21 protein-coding genes and 3 tRNA genes are annotated in these 26,264 nt (G+C 73.0%); 23 read left to right on the top strand and 1 reads right to left on the bottom strand.

All coding sequences use genetic code 11. The features are described from left to right. Positions 1-78 precede the first annotated feature (78 nt). From ACWCYY_RS08555 to ACWCYY_RS08500, 12 genes are all read left to right on the top strand, one after another. Positions 79-2,007 carry a TIGR03960 family B12-binding radical SAM protein gene (locus ACWCYY_RS08555; RefSeq protein ID WP_345282374.1) on the top strand — a complete coding sequence of 643 codons (1,929 nt, stop codon included), beginning with the start codon at positions 79-81 and terminating at the stop codon, positions 2,005-2,007. A gap of 82 nt (positions 2,008-2,089) precedes the next feature. Then, a complete protein-coding gene (locus ACWCYY_RS08550) occupies positions 2,090-3,469 on the top strand; it encodes a hypothetical protein (protein ID WP_449795516.1) in 1,380 nt (459 codons plus the stop codon). A gap of 47 nt (positions 3,470-3,516) precedes the next feature. Continuing rightward, complete coding sequence (locus ACWCYY_RS08545) at positions 3,517-4,278, top strand: TIGR03936 family radical SAM-associated protein (protein ID WP_449795515.1); 762 nt, start codon at positions 3,517-3,519, stop codon at positions 4,276-4,278. Between the two features lie 415 nt (positions 4,279-4,693). Beyond that, the gene (locus ACWCYY_RS08540) at positions 4,694-8,236 is read left to right on the top strand and encodes an Rne/Rng family ribonuclease (RefSeq protein WP_449795514.1); all 3,543 of its coding nucleotides are present in this window, start codon (positions 4,694-4,696) and stop codon (positions 8,234-8,236) included. Between the two features lie 213 nt (positions 8,237-8,449). Further along, positions 8,450-8,767 carry a 50S ribosomal protein L21 gene (gene rplU, locus ACWCYY_RS08535; protein ID WP_345282382.1) on the top strand — a complete coding sequence of 106 codons (318 nt, stop codon included), beginning with the start codon at positions 8,450-8,452 and terminating at the stop codon, positions 8,765-8,767. A 12-nt stretch (positions 8,768-8,779) separates the two neighbouring features. Then, entirely contained in the window at positions 8,780-9,037 is a 258-nt protein-coding gene (rpmA, locus tag ACWCYY_RS08530; RefSeq protein WP_030058248.1) for a 50S ribosomal protein L27, read from the top strand. Positions 9,038-9,144: 107 nt separating this feature from the next. After that, the gene (obgE, locus tag ACWCYY_RS08525) at positions 9,145-10,614 is read left to right on the top strand and encodes a GTPase ObgE (protein WP_345282384.1); all 1,470 of its coding nucleotides are present in this window, start codon (positions 9,145-9,147) and stop codon (positions 10,612-10,614) included. A 111-nt stretch (positions 10,615-10,725) separates the two neighbouring features. Next, positions 10,726-11,862: a glutamate 5-kinase gene (proB, locus tag ACWCYY_RS08520; RefSeq protein ID WP_345282386.1), complete on the top strand. Its 1,137-nt coding sequence runs from the start codon at positions 10,726-10,728 to the stop codon at positions 11,860-11,862. 63 nt (positions 11,863-11,925) lie between these two features. Then, positions 11,926-12,411, top strand: coding sequence for a hypothetical protein (locus ACWCYY_RS08515; RefSeq protein ID WP_345282388.1), 486 nt, complete (start codon positions 11,926-11,928; stop codon positions 12,409-12,411). Positions 12,412-12,618: 207 nt separating this feature from the next. After that, positions 12,619-13,929 carry a glutamate-5-semialdehyde dehydrogenase gene (locus tag ACWCYY_RS08510; RefSeq protein ID WP_345282390.1) on the top strand — a complete coding sequence of 437 codons (1,311 nt, stop codon included), beginning with the start codon at positions 12,619-12,621 and terminating at the stop codon, positions 13,927-13,929. A gap of 95 nt (positions 13,930-14,024) precedes the next feature. After that, entirely contained in the window at positions 14,025-14,594 is a 570-nt protein-coding gene (locus ACWCYY_RS08505) for an SCO2584 family spore wall biosynthesis protein (protein ID WP_345282392.1), read from the top strand. Between the two features lie 88 nt (positions 14,595-14,682). After that, the gene (locus ACWCYY_RS08500; protein ID WP_345282394.1) at positions 14,683-15,720 is read left to right on the top strand and encodes an SCO2583 family membrane protein; all 1,038 of its coding nucleotides are present in this window, start codon (positions 14,683-14,685) and stop codon (positions 15,718-15,720) included. 36 nt (positions 15,721-15,756) lie between these two features. Here the strand turns inward: ACWCYY_RS08500 and ACWCYY_RS08495 are convergent, their stop codons facing one another. Beyond that, on the bottom strand, positions 15,757-16,818 hold the full coding sequence (locus ACWCYY_RS08495; protein WP_345282395.1) for a M48 family metallopeptidase: 1,062 nt from the start codon (positions 16,816-16,818) through the stop codon (positions 15,757-15,759). 187 nt (positions 16,819-17,005) lie between these two features. On the opposite strand from ACWCYY_RS08495, the gene ACWCYY_RS08490 reads away from it, so the two are divergent. The 11 genes from ACWCYY_RS08490 (at position 17,006) to leuS (ending at position 26,132) form a co-directional block, all read left to right on the top strand. Continuing rightward, positions 17,006-17,152, top strand: coding sequence for a hypothetical protein (locus ACWCYY_RS08490; protein ID WP_345282397.1), 147 nt, complete (start codon positions 17,006-17,008; stop codon positions 17,150-17,152). Positions 17,153-17,305: 153 nt separating this feature from the next. Next, positions 17,306-17,464: a hypothetical protein gene (locus tag ACWCYY_RS08485; protein WP_345282399.1), complete on the top strand. Its 159-nt coding sequence runs from the start codon at positions 17,306-17,308 to the stop codon at positions 17,462-17,464. Between the two features lie 73 nt (positions 17,465-17,537). Beyond that, positions 17,538-18,167 carry a nicotinate-nucleotide adenylyltransferase gene (gene nadD / locus ACWCYY_RS08480; RefSeq protein ID WP_345282401.1) on the top strand — a complete coding sequence of 210 codons (630 nt, stop codon included), beginning with the start codon at positions 17,538-17,540 and terminating at the stop codon, positions 18,165-18,167. Continuing rightward, entirely contained in the window at positions 18,164-19,849 is a 1,686-nt protein-coding gene (locus ACWCYY_RS08475) for a LytR C-terminal domain-containing protein (protein WP_449795513.1), read from the top strand. Before nadD ends, ACWCYY_RS08475 begins: the two co-directional genes overlap by 4 nt. A gap of 93 nt (positions 19,850-19,942) precedes the next feature. After that, positions 19,943-20,404 (top strand): ribosome silencing factor, encoded by a 462-nt coding sequence (gene rsfS / locus ACWCYY_RS08470; RefSeq protein WP_345282405.1) that lies wholly within the window; start codon positions 19,943-19,945, stop codon positions 20,402-20,404. Further along, positions 20,401-21,048: a histidine phosphatase family protein gene (locus ACWCYY_RS08465; RefSeq protein ID WP_345282494.1), complete on the top strand. Its 648-nt coding sequence runs from the start codon at positions 20,401-20,403 to the stop codon at positions 21,046-21,048. The genes rsfS and ACWCYY_RS08465 overlap by 4 nt, the downstream gene beginning before the upstream one ends. 115 nt (positions 21,049-21,163) lie before the next feature. After that, positions 21,164-21,236: transfer RNA gene (locus ACWCYY_RS08460), tRNA-Ala, on the top strand. A 38-nt stretch (positions 21,237-21,274) separates the two neighbouring features. Then, a tRNA-Ala gene (locus ACWCYY_RS08455) sits at positions 21,275-21,347 on the top strand. A gap of 135 nt (positions 21,348-21,482) precedes the next feature. Further along, positions 21,483-21,555: transfer RNA gene (locus ACWCYY_RS08450), tRNA-Ala, on the top strand. Between the two features lie 96 nt (positions 21,556-21,651). Beyond that, positions 21,652-22,932 carry a hypothetical protein gene (locus ACWCYY_RS08445; protein WP_345282407.1) on the top strand — a complete coding sequence of 427 codons (1,281 nt, stop codon included), beginning with the start codon at positions 21,652-21,654 and terminating at the stop codon, positions 22,930-22,932. A 323-nt stretch (positions 22,933-23,255) separates the two neighbouring features. Continuing rightward, positions 23,256-26,132 (top strand): leucine--tRNA ligase, encoded by a 2,877-nt coding sequence (leuS, locus tag ACWCYY_RS08440; RefSeq protein ID WP_345282409.1) that lies wholly within the window; start codon positions 23,256-23,258, stop codon positions 26,130-26,132. Positions 26,133-26,264 lie beyond the last annotated feature (132 nt).

Below are 26,264 nucleotides of genomic sequence, written 5' to 3'. Positions count from 1 at the left end.
CCGTGCGCGGAACTTGACGCATCCGGGTTCGGCTACCCTGAAGGGTCACCCCGTTCCGCGTCGCAAAGGGCTCACCGCATGTCAGTCGAATCGGTCTTCCCACGCCTGGAGGCCCTCCTCCCGCACGTCCAGAAGCCGATCCAGTACGTCGGCGGCGAGCTCAACTCGACCGTCAAGGACTGGGATTCGGCGGACGTCCGCTGGGCCCTGATGTACCCGGACGCCTACGAGGTCGGCCTGCCCAACCAGGGCGTCATGATCCTGTACGAGGTGCTCAACGAGCGCGAGGGCGTGCTCGCCGAGCGCACCTACAGCGTCTGGCCGGACCTCGAGAAGCTGATGCGCGAGCACGGCGTCCCGCAGTTCACGGTCGACGCCCACCGCCCGGTGCGCGCCTTCGACGTGTTCGGCCTGTCGTTCTCCACCGAGCTCGGCTACACCAACATGCTGACCGCGCTCGACCTGGCCGGGATCCCGATGCTCGCGGCCGACCGCGGCCTGGACGACCCGATCGTCCTGGCCGGCGGCCACGCGGCGTTCAACCCGGAGCCGATCGCGGACTTCATCGACGTCGCGGTGGTCGGCGACGGCGAGCAGGCCGTGCTCGACATGAACGAGATCATCCGGGCCTGGAAGGCCGAGGGCCGCCCCGGCGGCCGCGACGAGGTGCTGCTCCGGCTGGCCCGCACCGGCGCCTTCTACGTGCCGCGGTTCTACGACGTGGAGTACCTGGAGGACGGCCGGATCGCCCGCGTGGTGGCCAACCGCGAGGGCGTGCCGTGGCGCGTCTCCAAGCACACCGTCATGGACCTGGACGAGTGGCCGTACCCGAAGCAGCCGCTGGTCCCGCTCGCCGAGACGGTGCACGAGCGGATGTCCGTCGAGATCTTCCGCGGCTGCACCCGCGGCTGCCGCTTCTGCCAGGCCGGCATGATCACGCGCCCCGTGCGGGAGCGAAGCATCACCGGCATCGGCGAGATGGTGGAGCGCGGCCTCAAGGCCACCGGCTTCGAGGAGGTCGGCCTGCTGTCGCTCTCCTCCGCCGACCACACCGAGATCGGCGAGATCGCCAAGGGCCTGGCCGACCGCTACACCGAGGACAAGATCGGCCTCTCGCTGCCCTCCACCCGGGTCGACGCCTTCAACATCGACCTGGCCAACGAGCTGACCCGCAACGGCCGCCGCTCCGGCCTCACCTTCGCCCCCGAGGGCGGCTCCGAGCGCATCCGCAAGGTCATCAACAAGATGGTCTCGGAGGAGGACCTGATCCGTACGGTCTCCACCGCGTACGGCAACGGCTGGCGCCAGGTGAAGCTGTACTTCATGTGCGGCCTGCCCACCGAGACCGACGAGGACGTCCTCCAGATCGGCGTGATGGCCAAGAACGTGATCCAGAAGGGCCGCGAGGTCACCGGCCAGAACGACATCCGCTGCACCGTCTCCATCGGCGGCTTCGTGCCCAAGCCGCACACCCCGTTCCAGTGGGCCCCGCAGCTCTCCGCCGAGGCCACCGACGCCCGCCTGGCCAAGCTGCGCGACTCGATCCGCGGCGACCGCAAGTACGGCAAGAACATCGGCTTCCGCTACCACGACGGCAAGCCCGGCATCATCGAGGGCCTGCTCTCCCGCGGCGACCGCCGCATCGGCGCCGTGATCCGCGCCGTCTACGAGGACGGCGGCCGCTTCGACGGCTGGCGCGAGCACTTCTCCTTCGACCGCTGGATGGCGGCCGCCGAGAAGGGCCTGGCCGGCACCGGCGTCGACGTCGACTGGTACACCACCCGCGAGCGCACCTACGAGGAGGTGCTGCCCTGGGACCACCTGGACAGCGGCCTCGACAAGGACTGGCTCTGGGAGGACTGGCAGGACGCGCTGGAGGAGGTCGAGGTCGACGACTGCCGCTGGACCCCGTGCTTCGACTGCGGCGTCTGCCCCCAGATGGACACCCACATCCAGATCGGCCCCACCGGCAAGAAGCTGCTGCCGCTCACGGTCGTCAACTCGTAACACAGGTACGGAACCCGGCGGTCCCTCCCGTGCGTGCTGCACGGGAGGGACCGTCAGGTCGTTTCACGGGGGGAGCCCGTTCATGGACGAGCACGACAGACCGGCCGGGGGCTGCCTGGTCGCGGCGGTGCGGATACCCGCCAGGATCCTCGCGTTCGCGGTGGTGGTGCCGGTCCGCTTCGTCTGGGAGCTGCTGGTGCTGGCCTGGCGCGCCGCCTCGCGAGCGCTGGCCCTGGCCGGCCGGGCGGCCCACACCTACCTGATCGCTCCGGTCGGGCGCGCCCTCGGCTGGACCGGCAAGGCGCTGTACGCGTACCTGCTGACACCGGTCGGGCGTGCCGTGATGGCCGTGCTGCGGGTGCTGTGGCGCGGGCTGGTGGCCGTGGGACGCGCCGTGGCGTGGACCGTCCGGCAGCTGGACGCGTACGTGCTGCGCCCGTTCGCGCGGGGCGTGGCGTGGTGCCTGACGGCGGCGGGCCGGGCGATCGGCTGGCTGGTCGGGACGCTGCTACTGCGCCCGCTGCTGTGGTTCGGCACCCGGGTGCTGGCCCCGGTCGGGCGGGCGCTGCTGGCCGCTCTGGTGGCGACCGGCCACGGGCTGGTCCGGGGTGGGCGGGCCCTGGCGGCCGCGGCGCGGTGGCTCGGGGCGACCCTGCTGGTCCGGCCGGGCGGCTGGGTCGGCCGCCGGGTGCTCCGTCCGTCCGGGCGCGGCCTGGTGGTCGCGCTGTTCGCGCTCGGAGCGGCGCTGGTCGCCGGTGGCCGGGGGCTGCTCTGGCTCGGCCGGAACGGTGTGCTGCTGCCGCTGGCCTGGCTGCTGTACTGGGGGCTCCTGGTCCCGCTGGAGTGGTTCGGGAAGTCGGTGCTGGCCCCGCTCGGCCGGGCCCTGTGGGCCGGGCTGGTGCTGTCCGCCCGGGGCATCCGGGCCGGGTTGGTCCTGCTCGGCCGCGCGTTGGCCTGGACCGGGCGGACCTTGGTGGCGGCCCCGCTCCGCTGGCTCCTGCGCTCGGTGCTCACCCCGATCTGGCACGGGCTGGTGGAGGTGCTGGCCGCCTGCCTGCGCGGACTGGTCCGGCTGCTGCGCGGTCTGCTCACGGTCCTGAACGTCCTCGCCCGGGCCCTCGGCGTGCTGCTGCGGTACCTGCTGGTGATTCCGCTGGGCCGGCTCTGGCGGGTGCTGCTGTCCCCGGTGCTCCGGACGGTCGGTCAACTGCTGGGCCAGGCCTGGAGGTTGGCGGGGCGGCTGTGGCGGTTCGCGGTGCTGCGGCCCTGCCGCTGGGTGCGCCAGGAGGTCTGGTGGCCCGTCAAGGACGAGCTGCGCCGGGCCTGGTCCTCCGTCCGGGAGGCGGCCCGGGAGGCCAGGCGGGCGCTGGTGGGCGGCACAGGCCGTACCCTTGACGCTGACAGAAGTCCGGCCGGAGCCCATCACGCGAGCGGCCGGCCCGACCCACTGACTAAGGACTGAGCGCCCTGGCACGCCGCACGCCCGACGGTCCGCCGCCCGCGCCGACGGTGCAGCGCATCCGTCTCCGCTACACCAAGCGCGGCCGTCTGCGCTTCACCAGCCACCGTGACTTCCAGCGGGCGTTCGAGCGCGCGCTCCGCCGTTCGGCGGTCCCGATGGCCTATTCGGCGGGTTTCACCCCGCACCCCAAGGTCTCGTACGCCAACGCCGCCCCGACCGGGGTGGCCAGCGAGGCGGAGTACCTGGAGATCGGCCTCGCCGAGGCCCGCGACCCGGAGGCGCTGCGCGCGCAGCTCGACGAGTCGCTGCCGCCCGGCCTGGACGTGATCGACGCCGTCGAGGTGCGCACGCCGCACTTCGTGGAGCGCCTGGAGGCCTCCGAGTGGAAGGTCCGGCTGGACCGGGTCACCGACGAGGAGGCGGCCCGCGCGATCGCCCTGTTCCTGGCCGAGGAGCGGGTCGAGGTCGAACGCCAGACGAAGAACGGCATCCGGGTCTTCGACGCGCGCGGCGCGGTGGCCGCGCTGGAGCTCCTTGCGCCGCAGGTGGGCGACGGTAACAACACCGGTACGGACGGTACGCGCGATGTTCGTAGCGCCGGACCCTGTGCGATACTGCGGCTGGTAGTACGACACGCCACACCCGCCGTACGACCCGACGACGTTCTGTCCGGTCTCCGTGCGACGGCCGACCTGGCGCCGCCGGTCCCCGCTGAGGTGACCAGGCTGGCGCAGGGGCCGCTCGACGCAGAGACCGGCACGGTGACCGACCCGCTGGCGCTCGACCGCGCCGCGGCCCCGGCCGGCTAGAGGCCGCCGGGCCGCGCGCACCTGCGTCCGCCTGGCGGGAGGAGGGCAGGCCCGGCTTCCGGGCCTTGCCGCTCCGGGCCGCCACGGCTCCCCAGGGGAGCGGGCGTCGACGCAGGCCAGCCCCTTGTGGCCCGCCACCCCGGATGGGTGGTGGGCCCGAGGACCCCTCCGGCAGCCATCCGGGACGGGGCAACGGCGCAGGCCGGACAACCACAGAAGACTGGTCGGTACCAGAAGACTTTCGACACCCCGCACCGTGCGGGGCGCCGAGCGAGACTACGAGCCCCTGTGCGGCCTCGCGTCCGCACGGCGACGCCCAGGCGGTCGGGCCCGCGAACCCGCGGCCCGGCCGGCCCGGCGGCGTCGCGACGTGCCCGGATGCGGAGCCCGGGGGCCTGACGGGAGATCCACCCGCATGCTCGATAACGAGAACAGCGAACAGCAGAACGCGCCCGAGGCCGACGCCGCCCCGCCGCGTCGTCGCCGCCGTGCCGTGTCCCGCCCGGCGGGCACCCCGCAGGGCGCCGCCGCCGAGGCCGCCGAGACGGTGCTGCCGGCCGAGACGCACGAGGCCCCCGCGGTCGAGCAGGCCGAGCCGGTCGCCGAGGCGAAGCCGGTCCGGGCCCGCCGCACCCGCAAGCGCGCCGAGTCCCCGGCCGGTGCGCCGGAGGCCACCCCGGTGGTCACCACCGAGCCCGCCGCGGTCGAGGCCCCGGCCGAGGCCCCCGCCGCCGAGCCGGTGGCCGAGGAGAAGCCCAAGGCCCGCCGCACCCGCAAGCGCGCCGAGGCCAAGCCGGCCGCCGAGCCGCTGACCGCCGAGGCCGTCGTGGCCGCCGTGCCCGCCGCCGTCGAGGCTCCGGCCGAGGCCGCCGCCGAGGCGGTGGCCGAGGAGCCCGCCGCCCCGGCCCGCCGCACCCGCCGCCGCCGCGTGGTCGAGGCCGCCCCGGTGGTCGAGGAGACCGTCGTGGAGCCGGCCGCCGAGGTGGCCCCGGAGGAGGAGCCGGAGGCGGTCGAGGAGACCGTCGCCGAGGCCCCGGTCGTCGAGCCCGAGCCGCAGCCGGTGGTCGAGGACGCCGCCCCGCCGCGCGCCCGCCGCCGTGCGGTCCGCCCGTCCACCGCGATCTTCCAGGCCCCGGTCTTCCAGGAGCCCGCTCCCTACGTCGCCCCGGAGAAGCCCGCGGCCGCCGCCGTGGTGGCCCCGGCCGCGCAGGCTGCGCAGGCCGAGCCGGTCGCCGCCCCCGCGTCCGAGGAGGACGAGTACGAGTACAGCGGCGTCGGCCGCCGCCGTCGCGACCGGCGCGCGGTCCGGGTGCAGACCCAGCCGCGCCGCGAGCAGGCCCGCCCCGAGCCGGTCCGTCAGGAGCCGGTGCGGCAGGAGACGGCCCGTCAGGAGCCGGTCCGGGCCGAGGCCCCGGCCGAGGAGGAGCCCGCCGAGCTGACGGCGCCCCAGGAGCAGCAGGACGAGTGGGAGGACGACCGTCCGTCCCGCCGTCGCCGTCGCGGTGGCCGTCGCCGCCGCCGCGGTGAGGCCGAGGAGCCGGAGGCCACCGAGCTGACCGCCGAGGAGCCGGCCGCCGAGGAGGAGGCCGACGCCGACGCCGAGGGCGACGAGGACGACGACCTGGCCGGTGGCCTGGCCTCCTCGCGCCGCCGTCGCCGCCGTCGCCGCCGCAGCGGTGAGGCGGGCGCCGAGCCGGCCGCCGAGACCACCGAGGACGGCGTCCGCACCGTGGTCAAGGTGCGCGAGCCGCGCCGCCGCTCCGCCGAGCCGTCGTTCGACCCGGACGAGGTGCAGTCCATCAAGGGCTCCACGCGCCTGGAGGCCAAGAAGCAGCGCCGCCGCGAGGGCCGCGAGCTGGGCCGCCGCCGGGTGCCGATCATCACCGAGGCCGAGTTCCTGGCCCGCCGCGAGTCGGTCGAGCGGGTCATGGTGGTCCGTCAGAACGGCCAGCGCACCCAGATCGGCGTGCTCGAGGACAACGTGCTGGTCGAGCACTACGTCAACAAGGAGCAGGCCACCTCGTACGTCGGCAACGTCTACCTGGGCAAGGTCCAGAACGTGCTGCCGTCGATGGAGGCCGCCTTCGTCGACATCGGCAAGGGCCGCAACGCGGTGCTCTACGCCGGTGAGGTCAACTTCGGCGCCATGGGCCACGGCGGCCCGCGCCGGATCGAGTCGGTGCTCAAGTCCGGCCAGTCCGTCCTGGTGCAGGTCTCCAAGGACCCGATCGGCCACAAGGGCGCCCGCCTGACCAGCCAGATCTCGCTGCCCGGCCGCTACCTGGTCTACGTGCCCGAGGGCTCGATGACCGGCATCTCCCGCAAGCTGCCGGAGAACGAGCGGGCCCGTCTCAAGCAGATCCTCAAGAAGATCGTCCCGGACGACGCGGGCGTGATCGTGCGCACCGCCGCCGAGGGCGCCAGCGAGGACGAGCTGACCCGTGACGTGCAGCGCCTGCAGGCGCAGTGGGAGGAGATCCAGAAGAAGGCCGCCTCCGGCAACGCCCCGGCGCTGCTCTACGGCGAGCCGGACATGACCGTCCGGGTCGTCCGCGACATCTTCAACGAGGACTTCTCCAAGGTCATCGTCTCCGGCGCCGAGGCCTGGAGCACCATCCACGAGTACGTCTCCAACGTGGCGCCCGACCTGACGGAGCGTCTGCAGCGGTGGACCTCCGACGTGGACGTGTTCGCCACCTACCGGATCGACGAGCAGCTGATGAAGGCGCTGGACCGCAAGGTCTGGCTGCCCAGCGGCGGTTCGCTGGTGATCGACCGGACCGAGGCGATGGTCGTGGTCGACGTCAACACCGGCAAGTTCGTCGGCCAGGGCGGCAACCTCGAGGAGACCGTCACCCGGAACAACATCGAGGCGGCCGAGGAGATCGTCCGTCAGCTCCGGCTGCGCGACCTCGGCGGCATCATCGTGATCGACTTCATCGACATGGTGCTGGAGTCCAACCGCGACCTGGTGCTGCGCCGCCTGCTGGAGTGCCTCGGCCGGGACCGGACCAAGCACCAGGTGGCCGAGGTCACCTCGCTGGGCCTGGTGCAGATGACCCGCAAGCGGGTCGGCCAGGGCCTGCTGGAGTCCTTCTCCGAGCCCTGCGTGCACTGCAACGGGCGCGGCGTCATCGTGCACATGGAGCAGCCCACCTCCCAGGGCGGCGGCGGTGGCCCGGTCGGCACGGCCGGTGAGGCCGCCGCGGGCGGCTCCAAGCGCCGTCGCCGGGGCAAGGGCGGCGCCGCGGCCGAGGAGCCGCAGGCGGTCGAGACCCACGAGCACGAGCACGACGACCTCGAAATCGTCTCCGGCGGCGAGCAGTTGGAGATCGCGGTCGAGGAGGAGCCGGTGATCGTGACGCTCCGCGAGGAGCCGCTGGTCACCCTCCGCGAGGAGCCCCTGGTGACCCTCCGCGAGGAGGAGCCGGTGGCCGTGGCCGCTCCGGCGGTCGACCTGGTGGAGATCCCGGCCGCTCCGGCCGCTCCGGCCGGGCGCACCCGCCGCCGGGCCGTCCGGAAGGCGACCGCTCCGGCGGGCACCCCCGGCGGTGCGGAGATCGTGGTGCTGCAGGCCCGCGCCGAGGCCGCCATGGAGGCCGCGCTGTCGGCCGCCGGGGCGCCCGCTGCCGAGGCCCCGGCAGTCGAGGTGGCCGAGCCGGTCGCCGAGTCCGTCGAGGTCGTCGCCGAGCCGGTCGCCACCGAGCCGGTCGCCGAGGCGCCGGTCGAGGAGGCCCCCGTCGCGGAGGCCGCCGAGCCCGAGGCCCCGGCCGAGGAGGAGGCGCCGGCGCCCAAGAAGCGCGCGGCCCGCAAGACCGCCGCGAAGAAGACCACGGCAGCGAAGAAGACCACCGCCGCCGCGGCCAAGAAGACCACCGCCCGCAAGACCGCCACCAAGCGGACCAGCGCGGCGGCCAAGAAGGCCGCGGCCGCCGAGGGTGATTCGGCGGCCGAGTAAGCCCTGGTGCCGGGGCGGTCGTTCGCGACCGCCCCGGCCCGGTAGGGGCCGGTTTGCCCAAGTGGTGGACCGTCCGTATTCTTGACCCTCGGCGTGTCTACGCCACGCTCCCGAGCACATCACCTCCCGGGCTCCGGTCCGGGGGAGGCGCCTGTGTCCGTACCCAGGCGCTGGCATCGAGAGTTTCCGACCGAGTTAGAAATGGGGTACCGCATGTACGCGATCGTTCGCGCAGGCGGCCGCCAGCACAAGGTCGCCGTCGGCGACGTGCTGGAGATTGACCGTGTTGACGCCAAGCCGGGTGACTCGGTGGAGCTCTCGACCATCCTGGTCGTCGACGGTGACGCCGTCACCTCCGACCCGTGGGTGCTCGCCGGCGTGAAGGCTCACGCCGAGGTGGTCGACCAGACCAAGGGCGAGAAGATCGTCATCCTGCGCTACAAGAACAAGACCGGTTACCGTCGCCGCCAGGGCCACCGCCAGCAGCACACCGCTGTGCGGATCACCAGCATCGACTCCGTCAGCAAGTAAGGGGATAGCGAGATGGCACACAAGAAGGGCGCAAGCTCTACCCGCAACGGCCGTGACTCGAACGCCCAGCGCCTCGGCGTCAAGCGCTTCGGCGGCCAGGTCGTCAGCGCCGGCGAGATCCTCGTCCGCCAGCGCGGCACCCACTTCCACCCGGGTGCGGGCGTCGGTCGCGGTGGCGACGACACCCTGTTCGCGCTGACCGCCGGTGCGGTCCAGTTCGGCAACCGTCGCGGCCGCAAGGTCGTCAACATCGTGGCCGTCGAGGCCTGAATCTGACATCTCGTCGGATTCCGTGGAGGGTGGACCGGAATTATCCGGTCCACCCTCCATGCTTTGAAGCAGACAACTGTTTTTCCCCATAGCTGGAGGCACACCTCATGACCACCTTCGTGGACCGCGTCGAACTGCACGTCGCCGCGGGTAACGGAGGCCACGGCTGCGCCTCCGTGCACCGGGAGAAGTTCAAGCCCCTCGGCGGACCCGACGGCGGGAACGGCGGTGAGGGCGGCAGCGTCATCCTGACCGTCGACGCCCAGGTCACCACCCTGCTCGAGTACCACCACTCGCCCAAGCGCAAGGCCGCCAACGGCAAGCCCGGCGCGGGCGGCCACCGCAGCGGCGCCACCGGCGGCGACCTCGAGCTGCTGGTGCCGGACGGCACCGTGGTGATGGACAAGAAGGGCAACGTGCTCGCCGACCTGGTCGGCCACGGCACCAGCTTCGTCGCCGCGGCCGGCGGCCGCGGCGGCCTGGGGAACGCGGCGCTCGCCTCGTCCCGCCGCAAGGCGCCCGGCTTCGCGCTGCTCGGCGAGCCCGGTGACGCCCGCGACATCGTGATGGAGCTCAAGTCCGTCGCCGACGTCGCCCTGGTCGGCTACCCGAGCGCCGGCAAGTCCTCGCTGATCGCGGTGCTCTCGGCGGCCCGCCCGAAGATCGCGGACTACCCCTTCACCACCCTGGTCCCCAACCTCGGCGTGGTCACCGCCGGCGAGACGGTCTACACCGTCGCCGACGTCCCCGGCCTGATCCCCGGCGCCAGCCAGGGCCGCGGCCTGGGCCTGGAGTTCCTCCGCCACGTGGAGCGCTGCTCGGTCCTGGTGCACGTGCTGGACTGCGCCACCCTGGAGCCCGGCCGGGACCCGCTCACCGACCTGGAGACCATCGAGGAGGAGCTGGCCCAGTACGGCGGCCTGGAGGACCGGCCGCGGCTGGTCGCCCTCAACAAGACCGACGTGCCGGACGGCCAGGACATCGCCGACCTCACCCGGGCCTCCCTGGAGGAGCGCGGCTACCGCGTCTTCGAGGTCTCCGCGGCCTCCCGCAAGGGCCTGCGCGAGCTGAGCTTCGCGATGGCCCAGATCGTCGCCGAGGCCCGCGCGGCCAAGCCGGTCGAGGAGCCCACCCGGATCGTCATCCGCCCGACCGCGGTGGACGACGCCGGCTTCACCGTCGAGGAGGAGGACGGCGCCTACCGCGTGCGCGGCTCCAAGCCCGAGCGCTGGGTCCGCCAGACCGACTTCACCAACGACGAGGCCGTCGGCTACCTGGCCGACCGCCTGGCCCGCCTCGGCGTCGAGGACCGGCTCTGGAAGGTCGGCGCCCAGGAGGGCGACACCGTCATCATCGGGCCCGACGAGAACGCCGTGGTCTTCGACTGGGAGCCCACCATGGCCGCCGGCGCCGAGATGCTCGGCCGCCGCGGCGAGGACCACCGGATGGAGACCCAGCGTCCGGCCGTGGACCGCCGCCGGGCCAAGCTGAAGGGCCGGGACGCGGCGGAGGAGGAGTACCTCGCCTTCGAGGCGCTCTCCAGCAAGCGCCCGGAGCTGGACTCCGACGAGGACTGACGTCCCGTCAGGGCCCCCGCACGCGCGTCCCACAGGGTGACATCGCGTGCGGGGGCCCCGTCGTGATCGCGTAGATTACGCTCCGTCGAACCACGTGCGGAGGGCAGCCAGATGACGGACCGGACACTGCGTCAGGAAGTGCTCACCGCACGCAGGATCGTCGTCAAGGTCGGCTCCTCCTCGCTCACCACGGCGGCCGGCGGCCTGGACGCCGACCGGGTGGACGCCCTGGTGGACGCCCTCGCCAAGGTCCGCACCCGCCCCGACGCCCCCGAGATCGTGCTGGTCTCCTCCGGTGCCATCGCGGCCGGCCTGGCCCCGCTCGGCCTGGAGAAGCGCCCCAAGGACCTGGCCCGCCAGCAGGCCGCCGCCAGCGTCGGCCAGGGCCTCCTGGTGGCCCGCTACACCGCCTCCTTCGCCCGCTACGGCCTGCGGGTCGGCCAGGTGCTGCTGACCGCCGAGGACGCCAGCCGCCGGGCCCACTACCGCAACGCCTACCGCACCCTCGACCAGCTGCTGGCGATGGGCGCGATGCCGATCGTCAACGAGAACGACACCGTCGCCACCGCCGAGATCAAGTTCGGCGACAACGACCGCCTCGCCGCCCTGGTCGCCCACCTGGTCCGGGCCGACCTGCTGGTCCTGCTCTCCGACGTGGACGGCCTCTACGACGGCGACCCCAGCAAGCCCGGCACCAGCCGGATCGAGCAGGTGGCCGGCCCCGGGGACCTGGCCGGCATCGAGATCGGCAGCGCCGGCAAGGCCGGCGTCGGCACCGGCGGCATGGTCACCAAGGTCGAGGCCGCCCGGATCGCCACCGGCGCCGGGATCCCGGTCGTCCTCACCGCCGCCCGGCACGCCGCCGACGCCCTGGCGGGCCGTCAGACCGGCACCCTCTTCCTGCGCACCGGCAGCCGCTCCGCCGACCGCCTGCTCTGGCTGGAGCACGCCTCCACCCCGCGCGGCGCCCTCCAGCTCGACCCCGGTGCCGTCGAGGCCGTGGTCTCGGGCGGCAAGTCCCTGTTGCCCGCCGGGGTCACCCGGGTGGACGGGGAGTTCTCCGCGGGTGATCCGGTGGACCTTCTTGGCGAAAACGGCCACATCGTCGCCCGTGGACTGGTCAACTTTGATGCGAGGGAGTTGCCCCGTCTGCTCGGCCGGTCCACCAAGGAGCTGGCCCAGGAGCTCGGTGCCGCGTACGAACGCGAGGTCGTCCACCGGGACGACCTGGTCATCCTGCGTGGCTGACGGGCCGGGCCCGGGGGCCGCAGCGGCGGCCGTGACACGACGTCGCCGAACAGGAGGCCGCCGGTGGGACGGAGACTGACCAGCATCGACGGCGGGGCAGGGGAGAGCGGCAGCGACGAGGCCGCCGCACGGGTGGCCGAGCAGCGTTCGCCCGTACGACGCCTGCGGCCCGGTGCGGCCGAGCGCACCGAGGAGCCGGAGCCGCCCGAGGCCCGCCTCTGGCACATCGTGCTCAGCGTCGCCGGGCGGGTCACCCCGCTCGCCGAGCTCCGCGCCGGGCTGGAGAAGCTGGCGCACGACCACTCCTTCTTCCTGACGGCCCGTTACGCGGCGGACCACGCGGAGATCCGCTACTGGGAGCAGGCCCGCGACCTGCACGACGCGGCGGCCATCGCCCTGCGCCTGTGGGGCGAGCACAAGAGCACCGCCAACCTCCCGCCCTGGGAGATCGTCGGCCTCGAGGTCATCGACCGCCCCACCTACCACAAACGCATCGCCGAGGGCTTCGGCGGACCCCCGCCGAATTTGGGCGGAGTACACCCTTGGTAGTGGCTACCCCGGGGGCGCGGGGAACTGCGCGAGTACGGAAGGCGGACCACCGCTAGATCGGGGCACGTCAGCCAGTTGCACGTGCTGCCGTTCCCCCGCGCGCAGTTCCTCGCGCCCCTGCGGGGCGCAACCCGCGCGCCCGGTCGCGTCCGTCTCACCGCTCGAAAGGCGGGCGGGCCCGGTGACGGCAGTCGCTACCCTTGCGCCATGACCAGCGACCAGACCACCAGCCCCGTCCTCGCCGTCGCGCGCCGTGCACGCGAGGCGGCCGCCGTCCTCGCCCCACTGCCGCGCCGTGCGAAGGACGCCGCGCTGCTGGCGATCGCCGACGCCCTGACCGCGCGCAGCGCGGAGATCACCGCGGCCAACGCCGAGGACGTCGCCCGCGCCCGTGAGGCCGGCACCGCCGAGTCGGTGATCGACCGCCTGACCCTCACCGACGAGCGGATCGCCGCCATCGCCGCCGACGTGCGCAGCGTGGTGGGCCTGCCCGACCCGGTCGGCGAGGTGGTCCGCGGGTACACGCTCCCGAACGGTCTGGACGTCCGTCAGGTCCGCGTCCCGCTCGGCGTGGTGGGCATCATCTACGAGGCCCGCCCGAACGTCACGGTGGACGCCGCCGCCCTCTGCCTGAAGTCCGGCAACGCCGTCCTGCTCCGCGGCTCGGCCTCCGCGTACCGTTCCAACACCGCCCTCACCGAGGTCCTGCGCGACGCGGTCGAGAGCACCGGCCTGCCCGCCGACGTGATCCAGCTCGTCCCGGGCGAGAGCCGCGACTCCGTCCAGGAGCTGATGCGGGCCCGCGGTCTGGTGGACGTGCTGATCCCGCGCGGCGGCGCCTCGCTGATCCGCACCGTGGTGGAGGGATCCACCGTCCCGGTGATCGAGACCGGCACCGGCAACTGCCACGTGTACGTGGACGCCGAGACCGACCTGGCGATGGCGGTCGGCATCCTGCTCAACTCCAAGGCCCAGCGCGTCAGCGTCTGCAACTCCGCCGAGACCCTGCTGGTCCACCGCGACGTGGCGGACGCCTTCCTCCCGCTCGCCCTCGCCGCCCTGGCCGAGGCGGGCGTCACCGTGCACGGCGACGACGCGGTGCTGAAGGCGGCCGAGGGCACCGCGGTGACGGCGGTGCCGGCCACCGAGGAGGACTGGGAGGCGGAGTACCTCTCCTACGACATCGCGGCCGCCGTGGTGGACTCGCTGGACGCGGCGGTGGCGCACATCCGGCGCTGGTCCTCCGGCCACACCGAGGCGATCGTGACCACCTCGCAGGCGGCGGCGCGCCGGTTCACCCAGCTGGTGGACTCCACCACGGTGGCGGTCAACGCGTCGACGCGGTTCACCGACGGGGGTGAGTTCGGTTTCGGCGCCGAGATCGGCATCTCGACCCAGAAGCTGCACGCGCGCGGCCCGATGGGGCTGCCGGAGCTGACCTCGACCAAGTACGTCGTCACCGGTGACGGGCACGTGCGGGGCGAGGCTACTCCGACCGTGGGCGGTGCCAACGGCTGACGTCTCGTCACGGACGGCCGCAGCCGTGGCCGTCCGTGACGCCCGAACTGCGAATAGCCACAGACAAATCCCCCGGCCGGTAATACATTGAAGCCATGGCCGAGAACCAGGGGGGCTCGCCGTTCCCGGACGGCGCCGACCACGGCGGAGCGGACGAGGAGTTCGCCACCGTGGTCCTTGACGAGGCATTCATCCGGTCCGCCGCCGTGCACGAGCCGAGTGCCGAGGAGCGGCGACTGGCCGCCGCCGAGGCCAGGTTCGAGCCCGAGACGCTGACCCTGGGGCGCGGCCCTGAGCTGCCGGAGGCCGGCGGGCTCCCGCTGGAGCTCCGTCCGCATCCGGCCGGCCTGGACGACGACCGGCGCTACTGGGACCCGTGGGCTCCCCCCGCGCGCCCCGCCCGCCGTTCCCGCTGGCGGTCCGACGGCTTCGACCCGGGCCGGGCCGGGGCCGCCCGTTCGGTGGCCCAGCAGCGCTGGCACCGGCCGATCGCCTGGGTGCTCGCGGTGGTGATGGGCGTCAGCGTGGTGGCCGTCGCGGTGGCCGCGATCTACCGGGGCACCGGTGGCGTGGAGGCCCCGGCGGGGCGCCCGGAGACGGGCACCAGCAGCCCCTCGGACATCCCCGTACCGGCTCCGCCGAGGGCGGTCTCGCTGACCGGCTGATCCCGTCCGGCCCCGTCCTCGCCGTCCGGCGCGAAGAAGTTGCGCACGGACCCTCGTGGCGCGCGAACGCCCGCTCTACCCTTGAATCATGGGTGACCCGCTCGAACCTCCGGAGGGTGTGCCCGACGGTGGTTCAGGTAACGAGGACGAGTACCGGTCCGTCGTCTTCGACGAATCGTTCGTCCGGGCTGCCCGGATCCAGGAGCTCTCGGCCCGGGAGCGGATGGGCGGCGGGTACGGGCGGTCGGCGGTCCGCCGGCGCGGGCTGGTGGGGAGCCTGCCCCGCCAGGCGCTTGCCCTGATGCTGGTGATCGTGGTGGCCTTCGCGGCCGCGGTGTACTTCGGGCTCTCCACTCCGCAGCCCCGGGCGACCCAGCCGACCGGGAACCAACTGACCGTCAGCCTGGTGGCCCTGGTGCCGAGTTCGGCCGTCACCCCGGTGGCGGACCGGCAGGCCCCGTTCGCCGGGCTGTCCGCCGACTACCGGGACGGCGCGGCCGGGCTGGCCGCGCCCGGGGGTTCGGCCACCGCCCACTTCACCAAGGCCGAGGTATCCCGGGCGCTGGCCGTGGTCGAGAAGTACCTGACCGTCTCGGCCCTCGACCCGGCGGTGCTGACGGGCCGGGGCGGCACCGAGGCGGTCCGCCGGCTGCTCACCGCGGGGGAGCAGGACCAGTTCGACCAGAGCCTGGCCACCCCCAGCGACGACCAGCACCACGCCGCGACCGGCTGGCTGGTCCGCTTCGACCCGGCCGAGGTGGCGCTGGCCACCGAGACGGTCAAGGCCGTCGGCGCGATGCGGGTGGACGAGGCGGACGCCGGGACGCTGGAGATCGGCACCGACCACACCTTCGTCTACGCGCTGCGCGCGGCGGACGAGCCCTCCGGCCCGGTCACCCTGCACACCGTCCGCCGGGCGCTCCGCTTCGAGCTGGACCGGGCGGACCTGGCCGCTTCCCGGGTCCGGGTGGTGGACTCGGTGCTCCAGGCCGGGCCGACCGCCTGCGGCACCCGGCTGGCGGCCCACCTCCAGCCGCTGCTCGGCGGCTCCGCCCCGCCCCCGGCGACCGATCCGGGCGACCACGCCCAGCCGGCCTGGACGCTCTGCGCCCCGCTCAAGCGGTGACGGGCCCGGGGGCGGACGGCCCCCGGGCCCGGGCGTTCACTCGCCGTCGGAGCGCTCCGCGCCGCTGGCGGCGGTGGGCTTGCCGGTGAAGGTGTCCCGGAGCTTGCCGCCCACCGTGCCGACCCCGCCGGCCACGTCCCGCAGCAGGCCCATCAGCGGGTCCTTGCTCTCCTTGACCGACTTGGAGTACGACTCGGCGGCCGCCTTCCACTGCTCACCGACCGAGGTGTCCGGGTCGTCGGCCCGGCGCGGGTAGGCCCCGGCCAGGATCGAGCGGTACTCCTCGCTCTCCGACCACTTCTTCAGCTGAGCGGCCCGCACCACCGCGAAGGGGTGGGTCTGCGGCAGCACCTGGAGCAGCTTGATGACGCCGTCCCGCAGGTCGCCCGCCTTCTCGTACTCCTCGGCCTGCTCCAGGAAGGCGTCCACGTTCATCTCGGCCAGGTGGTGGCCGCCGGCCAGCTTCATCAGCCCGCGCATCGAGGCCTGCAGGTCCTGACCGGCCAGCAGACCGGCCCGGTCGCAGGAGAGTTCGGCCTTGCGGAACCACTCCTTGAGCGCGGTGATCACGGCGGTGATGGCCAGGTTCCCGAGCGGGATCCAGGCGATCCGGGTGGCCACGTTGGTGAGGATCAGCAGCATGGTCCGGTAGACCGCGTGGCCGGACATCGCGTGCCCGACCTCGTGGCCGATCACGGCCCGCAGCTCCTCGGCGTCCAGCAGCTCGACCAGCCCGGTGGTGAGCACGATGATCGGGGTGTCCATCCCGATGCACATCGCGTTCACGGTCGGGTCCTGGGTGACGTACAGGTCCGGCACCTTGTCCAGGTCCAGCACGTAGGCCGCGTCCCGCACCATCGCGTGCAGCTCGGGGAACTGGCGCTCCGAGGTCTTCACCGCGGTGGCCAGGAACATCAGCCGGACGCTGCGCTCGGAGACCAGTCCGGCCAGCTTCTTCAGCACGTCGTCGAAGCCGGTGAGCTTGCGGAGCGCGACCAGGGCGGACCGGTCGGCCGGGTGCTCCCAGGCCCGGGTGGAGATCCCGGGGAAGCGCTGGCGGCGGCGGTCCGGCGTGCTGTCCTTGGTCATGTCGGTCATCTGCTGAGTACCTCCTGGGTCGTCGCCGGCACCGGCTCTCGCCCGGCCCCCGCTTGCTGTCGGTCCAACGTCCGTCTGCGTGTACTCGTCCCCGTCGGCCACCCTACGCCGGGGCCGCCGTCCGTCCCGCGCCGTAAGCGGGTCTACCCTGAGGGTCGAGCCGCCCGGACCGAGGAGAGACCCCCCGATGAACCCCGCCACCCTTGCCCAGCTGGCCGCGCCGATCTCCAACGAGTCGGGCCCGGGCCTGTTCCTGCGCATCATCCTGGTGGTCAGCGTGGTCGGCGTCGGCCTGATCGGCTGGGCGATCGCCCGGGCCAACCGGAACAACTGACCTCCCGTCCGCCCGGCCGGAGACCTCCTGCCGAGGCGTCAGACGCGGTGGGGCGGCGCGCGGTTGCGCGTAGGGGCCCCGTACGATGAGCCGGTGGGCCGCCCCCGGCCCGCGCACTGGCCCCCTCACCGACTCGAGAAGGTCCTGCCGACCATGAGCCACATCGCACTGCCCCTCCTGACCCAGCTGGCCGAAGGCGGCAGCGAGGGCGGCAACCACGAGAGCCTGAGCCCGTACCTGACCGGCGGCGCGGGCCTGTTCATCCTGCTCCTCCTCCTCTACATCACCACCCGCTTCAACCGCGACCGCTGAGCTGCGGCAGCGCGCTCCGCGCGGCCGGGCGGGCTTGCCCGGCCGCGACGGGCTTCGCGTAAGGTGTGGCGGCATGGGACAGCAGGCCAAGGCCGCCGGTGAGCGGGCACGCAAGCGCCTCGGCGTGATGGGCGGCACCTTCGACCCGATCCACCACGGGCACCTGGTCGCCGCGAGCGAGGTGGCGAGCGCGTTCCACCTGGACGAGGTGGTCTTCGTGCCGACCGGGCAGCCGTGGCAGAAGAGCGACCGGCACGTCACCCCGGCCGAGGACCGCTACCTGATGACGGTCATCGCCACCGCCGAGAACCCGCAGTTCTCGGTCAGCCGGATCGACATCGACCGCGAGGGCCCCACCTACACCGTGGACACCCTGCGCGACCTGCGGGCCCAGCACCCCGACGCGGACCTGTTCTTCATCACCGGAGCCGACGCGCTGGCCCAGATCATCTCCTGGCGCTCCTCCGACGAGCTGTTCGAGCTCGCCCACTTCATCGGCTGCACCCGGCCCGGCCACATACTCTCCGACGCCGGCCTGCCGGCCGGCGGCGTCTCCCTGGTCGAGGTGCCCGCACTGGCCATCTCCTCCACCGACTGCCGGGTCCGGGTCGCCAAGGGCGCACCGGTCTGGTACCTCGTCCCGGACGGTGTCGTCCGGTACATCCACAAGCGGGAGCTGTACGCGCGAGGGGGTACGGCGTGACGGGTGAGCAGCAGGGCGGCGGGCAGCAGGAGTGGTACCCGCAGGACCCGTACCAGCAGCAGCCGCAGCCGCAGGTCTACTACGACGCCTACGGCCAGCCGCAGTACGTCCAGCCGGAGCAGCAGCAGGCGTACGTCCAGGACCCGTACCAGCAGCAGCAGTACTACCAGCAGCCCCAGCAGCCGCAGCAGCCCCAGTACTACGACGGGTACGGGCAGCAGCAGGCGTACGTCCAGGACCCGTACCAGCAGCAGCAGTACTACCAGCAGCCGCAGCAGCCGCCGGCCCCCGTCCAGCCGGTGGCCCCGCCGCCGCCCGTGGTGCCGCAGCAGCCCGAGCCCGTGCCCGCGCCGCAGCCCGTCGCGCCCCGGCCCGCCGCCGCCCGCCCCGCCGCGCCGCAGCCCGCGACGTCCAAGCCCGGCGCGCCCAAGGCCGACCGGGACTACCCGACGGGTGAGTTCACCTTCGTGGACGAGGAGGTGGACCAGGCCGAGGACGTCATCGACTGGCTGAAGTTCGCCGAGTCCCGCACCGAGCGCCGGGACGAGCGCCGCCGCAAGCTGCGCACCCGGGCGATCGGCGCCCTGCTGGTGCTGGCCCTGGCCGGCGGCGGCACGGCGGGCTACCTGTGGTGGAAGGGCGACCTGGGCGGCTCCAGCGCCGCGGCCAAGGCGGCCGGCGGCCGGACCGTCAACGTGCTCCACCTGAAGGACCGTCAGGGCAAGGTCTCCACCGCGCTGCTGGTCAACGACCAGTCCGGCCAGAAGGCCAGCGTGCTGCTGCTGCCGGACGTCCTCAAGCTGCCCAGCACCGGTGACTCCGCCACCGAGCCGCTCGGCAAGTCGATGGACGTGCTCGGCGCGGCCGCCACCCGGGAGGGTCTGGCCACCGTGCTCGGCGCCCCGGTCGCCGGGACGTGGCGCCTCGACACCCCGTACCTGGACCGGATGGTGGCCCAGCTCGGCTCCATCAAGGTGGACACCAACGCCGTGGTGAAGGACGCCAACGGCAAGGAGCTGGCCCCGGCCGGGAAGAACGTCACGCTGAGCGGCCCGGCCGCCGTCGCGTACGCCACCTACCAGGCGCCCGGCGAGGCCACCGAGGCCCAGCTGGCCCGCTTCGGCCAGGTCATGGACGCGGTGCTGAAGGTGATGCCGACCGAGCTGAAGGACGCTCAGGACACCGTCCGCCGGGTCGGTTCGGTGCTCGATCCCTCGCTGCCCGAGGCCGCCCTGGGCGGGGTGCTGGCCCAGCTGGCCAAGCTCGACCAGAGCGGCAAGCTGACCGTCTCCACCCTCAAGGTGCAGCCCGACGGCACCCTGGACGAGGCCACCGCCGGCGCCCAGGTGAAGGAGGTGCTGGGCGGCACGGTGAGCAAGGCCAAGGCGGCCGACGCCACCACCCGGGTCAGCATCCTCAACGCCAGCGGCAGCGACGACGCCGCCGCCACCGCCGCGATCCAGGTCACCAACGGCGGCCTGGAGGTGCTGCCGACCGGGGCCAAGGCGCCGGTCCAGCCGGCCAGTGAGGTCCGCTACACCGACGACGCCAAGCAGGCCGCCGCCAAGTCGCTCGCCACCGCGCTGGGCTTCAAGGAGGACGCGGTGAAGAAGGTCACCGGCACCCAGAACGCCGACGTGGTGGTCGTGCTGGGCAAGGACTTCACGGCCCCCAAGCAGTAGCGGTCCGCCGCCGCCCCCGGTTATCCCACGGGGGCGGCGGCGGTTCGTGAGATCCTGGAAGGCGAATCCCAGACAGCCGACCGGAAGTACAACGTGACTGCCACCGAGCACAGCCAGAACCTGATCAACGTCGCCGCCCAGGCGGCCGCCGACAAGCTGGCCCACGACATCATCGCCTTCGACGTCAGCGAGGTGCTGTCGATCACCGACGCCTTCCTGATCGCCTCGGCCGCCAACGACCGCCAGGTGAAGTCCATCGCCGAGGAGATCGAGGACCAGCTGCGCGAGCAGCTGGACATCAAGCCGGTCCGCCGCGAGGGCGAGCGCGAGGGCCGCTGGATCCTGCTGGACTACCTGGACATCGTGGTGCACGTCCAGCACTCCGAGGAGCGCTCCTTCTACTCGCTGGACCGCCTCTGGAAGGACTGCCCCGAGCTGCCCATCCCGGAGGACGCGCTGGCCACCCGCAACCGGCCCGAGAGCGTGCTGACCGACCTGGCCGGCAACGCCACCGGTGACGCCGAGGCCGCCGAGGTCACCGAGGACCAGAGCTGAGCGGCAAGGCGCGGGGCCCGCGCATCGTCTTCTGGCGGCACGGCCAGACCTCCTGGAACCTCGAGAACCGCTTCCAGGGCAGCACCGACATCGAGCTGACCGACCAGGGCGTCTTCCAGGCGCAGCGGGCGGCCAAGCTGCTGGCCGGGCTCAAGCCCGACCTGCTGATCTCCTCCGACCTGAAGCGGGCCCGGCGCACCGCCGCCGAGCTCTCCAAGGTCACAGGCCTGACGGTGGACCACCACGAGGGCCTGCGGGAGACCTACGCGGGCCAGTGGCAGGGCCTGACGAACAGTGAGATCCAGGCGCGCTTCCCCGAGGAGTACCAGGCCTGGGCGATGGGCGAGCCGGTCCGCCGCGGCGGCGGCGAGCTGAGCACCGAGGTGGCCGACCGGTCCGTCCCGGTGGTGCTGGCGGCGGTGGAGAAGCTTCCCGAGGACGGCACCCTGGTGGTGGTCAGCCACGGCGGCACCATCCGCACCATGCTCGGGCGGCTGCTCGAGCTGGAGCCGGCCCAGTGGGAGCGGTTCGGCGGGCTCTCCAACTGCTGTTGGTCGGTGCTCGGCCCGGGCGTGCGCGGTTGGCGCCTGCTGGAGCACAACGCGGGCACGCTGCCGCAGCCGGTCATCGGCGACGAGACCTGAGGCAGGGGCCCCGGACCGGGCCGGATTTCGCAGTTCCGGCCCTGACCAGCTAGAGTCTTCCTCGTTCGCAGGAAAGAACGCCGACCGGAAGGAAGGCGGGAAGTCCTCCGGGTGCGGGGCTGTAGCTCAGTTGGTAGAGCGCTTGCATGGCATGCAAGAGGTCCGGGGTTCAATTCCCCGTAGCTCCACTCCGCATCGAACGGGCCGTCAGGTCCGTGCGGCACGCGGGGCTGTAGCTCAGTTGGTAGAGCGCTTGCATGGCATGCAAGAGGTCCGGAGTTCAATTCTCCGTAGCTCCACAACGACACGAAGGCCGTCTCCCTCCGGGAGGCGGCCTTCTGCGTGCTCCGGTGGCCCCCGGCAAAGCGTTTTGGGGCTGGGCCGAAGAGCGTGTAAAGTTACGGGTGTCGCCGGGGGAAACGCCGGAAAGACGCGGGGCTGTAGCTCAGTTGGTAGAGCGCTTGCATGGCATGCAAGAGGTCCGGAGTTCAATTCTCCGTAGCTCCACAGAAGGAAGAGGGCCCCTCCCGGGATCGGGAGGGGCCCTCTTCCGTTTACCCGATCGCGGCGCGACCTCCACACCGGCCCGGTACCGTCTGGGCCATGGCCGACCTGGAGCGCAGACGCAACGAGGAGCTGGCGCGCATCCTGCACCAGCTCGGCTGGAACCCGGAGCGGCTGGCCCGCGAGGTCAGCGCGGTGCTCCCGGCCGGCCTGGCGATCAGCTCCACCGCGCCCTACAAGTGGCGGGACCGCGGCATGGTGCCGCGCAGCCCGCACGACCAGACGGTCTGCGAGGTGCTCGGCGGGGCGCTCGGCATCGCGGTCACCTACGAACAGCTCTGGGGCCGGATGGGCAGCGGCCGGGGAGCCAAGACGCTCTCGCCCCGCCTGCTCACCGACCCGTGGACGGCCGACACCGCGCAGACCGCGCTCCGCGAGGCCGGGGCCGAATCCGGCCCGGTCCGGCTGACCGACCTGTTCCGCGGCGACGAGCTCCTCCAGGCCGCCAAGGACTGGGCCTCGCCGCCGCCCGAACTGACCGGCGGGGAGGGCGCGCTGAGGATAGCCGCCGAGCAGCTGGCCGACCTGCGGCTGGGCTACGAGAGCCAGCAGCGCCTGGAGCGGGCGTACGGCGGCGGCCTGATCCTCACCCTGGCCAGGGCCGAGCTGGACGTGATCGGCAAGCTGCTGGAGCTGGGCGCGTACGACGAGGCGCTCGGCCGGGAGCTGTACGGGGCGGCCAGCCGCACCGCCCGGCTGGTCGGCTGGGCCAGCTACGACCTGGGCAACGACGCGGCCGCCCAGCGGGCCTTCGTCGCCGCGCTGCGCGCCGCGCACGTCAGCGGGGACCCGCGGCTCGGGGTCAGCGTGGTCGGCTGCCTGGCGGTGCAGGCCACCTACGCGTCCGGCGGGCGGGGCCTGGACCCGGTCGCCATGCTCTCCACCGCGCTGCGCGCCGCCGACGAGGTGCTGACGCCCCGTGAGCGGGCGCTCCAGCTCGGCCGGATCGCCCGCGCGCACGGCCGCAAGGGCGAGCAGATCAGCGCCGAGGCGGTGGCCGAACGGGCCTTCCGGGCGCTGGAGGAGGAGCCGGGGCAGGTCCAGGAGCGGGCCGACCTGGAGGGGATGGTCGGCGAGGCGCACCTCTTCCTCGGCGACCACGAGCAGGCGCAGCGGCTGCTGGCCGGGGCGGTGGCGGTGCTGGCGCCCGAACGGGCCCGGGCGAAGGCGCTGCTGATGGTCCGTCTGGCCGGGTCCTACCGCCGGACCGGGGACCACGAGGAGGCGGCCCGCACCGCCGACGGTGCCCGGCGGCTGGCGGCCGGCATGCAGTCGGACCGGGTGGCGCGGGCGCTGCGGGAGTTCGACCAGCGGTCCTGAGGCGTCTCCCGGCGATCCTGAGGGGTCTCCTGGTGGGCCTGAGGGGTCTCCCGGCGGGCCTGAGGGTTCCGGCCGTGGGTCCGGGAGGTTCTCACCGCGGGGCCGGGGGTTCTCAGGAGCGCCCCCGAATACCTTGACAGCCGTCCTTGGGCGGTGCGGTACCCTGTTGGCCATGCGAACCGTGCGCCTGCTTCTTAGCCGGCCGCGCTGACCAGAGCCGGCCCGAGGGCCGGAGTCGGCGTGGCGTCCCCTCCTGCGAGGGGCTTTTTTGTTTTCCGAAGCCGCTGTTCGCGCACTGAGACCCAGATGGAGCCTGAAGGACCATGAGCGAGACGACCCCCGCCGCGGCCGAGGCCGCCGCCACCGAGCCTTACCGCTACGGCGCCGCGCTGGCCGCCGAGATCGAGTCCCGCTGGCAGGACGTCTGGGAGAAGGAGGGGACGTTCGACGCCCCCAACCCGGCCGGCACCCTGGCCGACCCGTCGGCCGGTGACGTGGTCGCCAAGCCGCACAGCTTCATCATGGACATGTTCCCGTACCCCTCGGGCGCGGGCCTGCACGTGGGCCACCCGCTGGGCTACATCGCCACCGACGTGTTCGCCCGCTACCAGCGGATGACCGGCCACAACGTGCTGCACACCCTGGGCTACGACGCCTTCGGCCTGCCCGCCGAGCAGCACGCCGTCGCCACCGGCCAGCACCCCCGGATCACCACCGAGGCTGCCATGGACAACATGCGCCGCCAGCTGCGCCGCCTGGGTCTGGGCCACGACTCCCGCCGCTCGATCGCGACGATCGACCCGGAGTACTACCGCTGGACCCAGTGGATCTTCCTGCAGATCTTCGACTCGTGGTACGACGAGGCGGCCGCGAAGGCCCGTCCGATCGCCGAGCTGGTCGCGCAGTTCGAGTCCGGCGAGCGCGAGGTCCCGGGTGGCCGTGCCTGGGCGTCGCTGTCCGGCACGGAGCGGGACGAGCTGCTGGGCGAGTACCGGCTGGCGTACTCCAAGGAGGTGCCGGTCAACTGGTGCCCCGGCCTGGGCACCGTGCTGGCCAACGAGGAGGTCACCGCCGACGGCAAGTCCGAGCGCGGCAACTTCCCGGTCTTCAAGTCCAACCTGCGCCAGTGGATGATGCGGATCACCGCGTACTCCGACCGCCTGATCGCCGACCTGGACCTGCTGGACTGGCCCGAGGCGATCAAGCTGCAGCAGCGCAACTGGATCGGCCGCTCGGAGGGCGCCCGGGTCGAGTTCGGCATCGACGGCGACAAGATCACCGTCTTCACCACCCGCCCCGACACGCTGTTCGGCGCCACCTACATGGTGCTGGCGCCCGAGCACGAGCTGGTCGACGGCATCGTCCCGGACGCCTGGCCGGCCGGCACCCACGAGGACTGGAAGGGCGGCGCTGCCACCCCCGCCGAGGCCGTCGCCAAGTACCGGGCCGAGGCCGCCGCCAAGTCCGACGTCGAGCGCCAGGTCGACGCCAAGGTGAAGACCGGCGTCTTCACCGGTGCCTACGCGACCAACCCGGTCAGCGGCGCGCTGGTCCCGGTGTTCATCGCCGACTACGTGCTGATGGGCTACGGCACCGGCGCGATCATGGCCGTCCCGGCGCACGACTCCCGCGACTTCGCCTTCGCCCGCGCCTTCGACCTGCCGATGCGCTGCGTGGTGCGCCCCACCGACGGCCGTTCCGAGGACCCGGCCGAGTGGGACGAGTCCTTCGACAGCTACGACTCGGTGATCGTCAACTCCGCCCACGGCGACCTGTCGCTGGACGGCCTGTCGGTGGTCGAGGCCAAGGCCGCCGTCACAGCCTGGCTGACCGAGCGCGGCATCGGCGAGGGCACCGTCAACTACCGCCTGCGCGACTGGCTGTTCAGCCGCCAGCGGTACTGGGGCGAGCCCTTCCCGATCGTCTACGACGAGGACGGCGTGATGCACGCGCTGCCCGAGTCGATGCTGCCGGTCGAGGTCCCCGAGGTGGAGGACTACTCGCCGCACACCTACGACCCGTACGACTCGACCTCCTCGCCGAAGACCCCGCTGTCGCGGAACGAGGAGTGGGTCAACGTCGAGCTGGACCTGGGCGACGGCCCGAAGAAGTACCGCCGCGAGACCAACACCATGCCCAACTGGGCCGGTTCCTGCTGGTACGAGCTGCGCTACATCGACCCGTCCAACGGCGAGAAGGTCGTCGACCCGGCCAACGAGCAGTACTGGCTGGGCCCGACCGAGCAGAAGCCGGGCGGCGGCGCCGACCTGTACGTCGGCGGTGCCGAGCACGCGGTGCTGCACCTGCTGTACGCGCGCTTCTGGCACAAGGTGCTGCACGACCTGGGCCACGTCTCCTCGGTCGAGCCGTTCCACAAGCTGTTCAACCAGGGCATGATCACCGCCGACGTCTACCGCGACGCCCGGGACTTCCCGGTGCCGGCGGCCGAGGTCGAGGAGATCGACGGCGAGTTCTTCTGGGAGGGCGAGAAGGTCCGCCGCGAGGCGGGCAAGATGGGCAAGTCCCTGAAGAACGCCATCGCGCCGGACGACTTCGCCGACGAGTACGGCGCGGACACCCTGCGCCTGTACGAGATGTCGATGGGCCCGCTGGACGTCTCCCGCCCGTGGGACACCCGCGCGGTGATCGGCTCGTACCGCTTCCTGCAGCGCCTGTGGCGCAACATCGTCTCGGAGACCACCGGCGAGCTGGTGGTCACCGAGGAGGAGGCCGACGAGGCCACCCTGCGGGTGCTGCACAAGACCATCGACGGCATCCGCGGCGACATGGCGGGCCTGCGGTTCAACACCGCGGTGGCCAAGGCCATCGAGCTGAACAACCACCTGGTCAAGCGCGGCTCGACGCCGCGTCAGGTGGCCGAGCAGCAGGTGCTGATGATCGCCCCGCTGGCCCCGCACATCGCCGAGGAGCTGTGGCGCCGCCTGGGCCACGAGGGCTCGCTGGCGTACGTCGACTACCCGGTGGCCGACCCGGCCTACGTGGTGGACGAGACCGTCACCTGCGTGGTCCAGATCAAGGGCAAGGTCCGGGCCCGGCTGGAGGTGGCCCCGGCCATCACCGACGCCGAGCTGGAGGCGCTGGCGCTGGCCGACCCGGCCGTGGTCGCGGCGATCGGGGACGCCCCGGTGCGCAAGGTGATCGCGCGGGCGCCGAAGCTGGTCAACATCGTCACCGGCTGACGCTGACGATCCGTCGGGGCCGGTCCTCGGGGTTTCCCTGAGCTGTCCCTGATCTCTCCTCACGGACCCCTACGACGAGGGCTCCACGGCAACCCGTGCGGTTACTGTGGAGCCCTCGGTCGGTCTCCCGGA

This window comes from Kitasatospora sp. NPDC001664, from assembly GCF_053596675.1.
Note: the sequence above shows the minus strand (reverse complement) of the source record. Positions and strands in the feature narration are given on the sequence as shown.

Excerpts from the sequence above, each read along its gene's own strand:
- ACWCYY_RS08555 (WP_345282374.1), top strand. The coding sequence starts at position 79 with ATGTCAGTCGAATCGGTCTTCCCACGCCTGGAGGCCCTCCTCCCGCAC.
- ACWCYY_RS08550 (WP_449795516.1), top strand. The coding sequence starts at position 2,090 with ATGGACGAGCACGACAGACCGGCCGGGGGCTGCCTGGTCGCGGCGGTG.
- ACWCYY_RS08540 (WP_449795514.1), top strand. The coding sequence starts at position 4,694 with ATGCTCGATAACGAGAACAGCGAACAGCAGAACGCGCCCGAGGCCGAC.
- rplU (WP_345282382.1), top strand. The coding sequence starts at position 8,450 with ATGTACGCGATCGTTCGCGCAGGCGGCCGCCAGCACAAGGTCGCCGTC.
- rpmA (WP_030058248.1), top strand. The coding sequence starts at position 8,780 with ATGGCACACAAGAAGGGCGCAAGCTCTACCCGCAACGGCCGTGACTCG.
- obgE (WP_345282384.1), top strand. The coding sequence starts at position 9,145 with ATGACCACCTTCGTGGACCGCGTCGAACTGCACGTCGCCGCGGGTAAC.
- proB (WP_345282386.1), top strand. The coding sequence starts at position 10,726 with ATGACGGACCGGACACTGCGTCAGGAAGTGCTCACCGCACGCAGGATC.
- ACWCYY_RS08510 (WP_345282390.1), top strand. The coding sequence starts at position 12,619 with ATGACCAGCGACCAGACCACCAGCCCCGTCCTCGCCGTCGCGCGCCGT.
- ACWCYY_RS08505 (WP_345282392.1), top strand. The coding sequence starts at position 14,025 with ATGGCCGAGAACCAGGGGGGCTCGCCGTTCCCGGACGGCGCCGACCAC.
- ACWCYY_RS08500 (WP_345282394.1), top strand. The coding sequence starts at position 14,683 with ATGGGTGACCCGCTCGAACCTCCGGAGGGTGTGCCCGACGGTGGTTCA.
- ACWCYY_RS08495 (WP_345282395.1), bottom strand. The coding sequence starts at position 16,818 with ATGACCGACATGACCAAGGACAGCACGCCGGACCGCCGCCGCCAGCGC.
- ACWCYY_RS08490 (WP_345282397.1), top strand. The coding sequence starts at position 17,006 with ATGAACCCCGCCACCCTTGCCCAGCTGGCCGCGCCGATCTCCAACGAG.
- ACWCYY_RS08485 (WP_345282399.1), top strand. The coding sequence starts at position 17,306 with ATGAGCCACATCGCACTGCCCCTCCTGACCCAGCTGGCCGAAGGCGGC.
- nadD (WP_345282401.1), top strand. The coding sequence starts at position 17,538 with ATGGGACAGCAGGCCAAGGCCGCCGGTGAGCGGGCACGCAAGCGCCTC.
- ACWCYY_RS08445 (WP_345282407.1), top strand. The coding sequence starts at position 21,652 with ATGGCCGACCTGGAGCGCAGACGCAACGAGGAGCTGGCGCGCATCCTG.
- leuS (WP_345282409.1), top strand. The coding sequence starts at position 23,256 with ATGAGCGAGACGACCCCCGCCGCGGCCGAGGCCGCCGCCACCGAGCCT.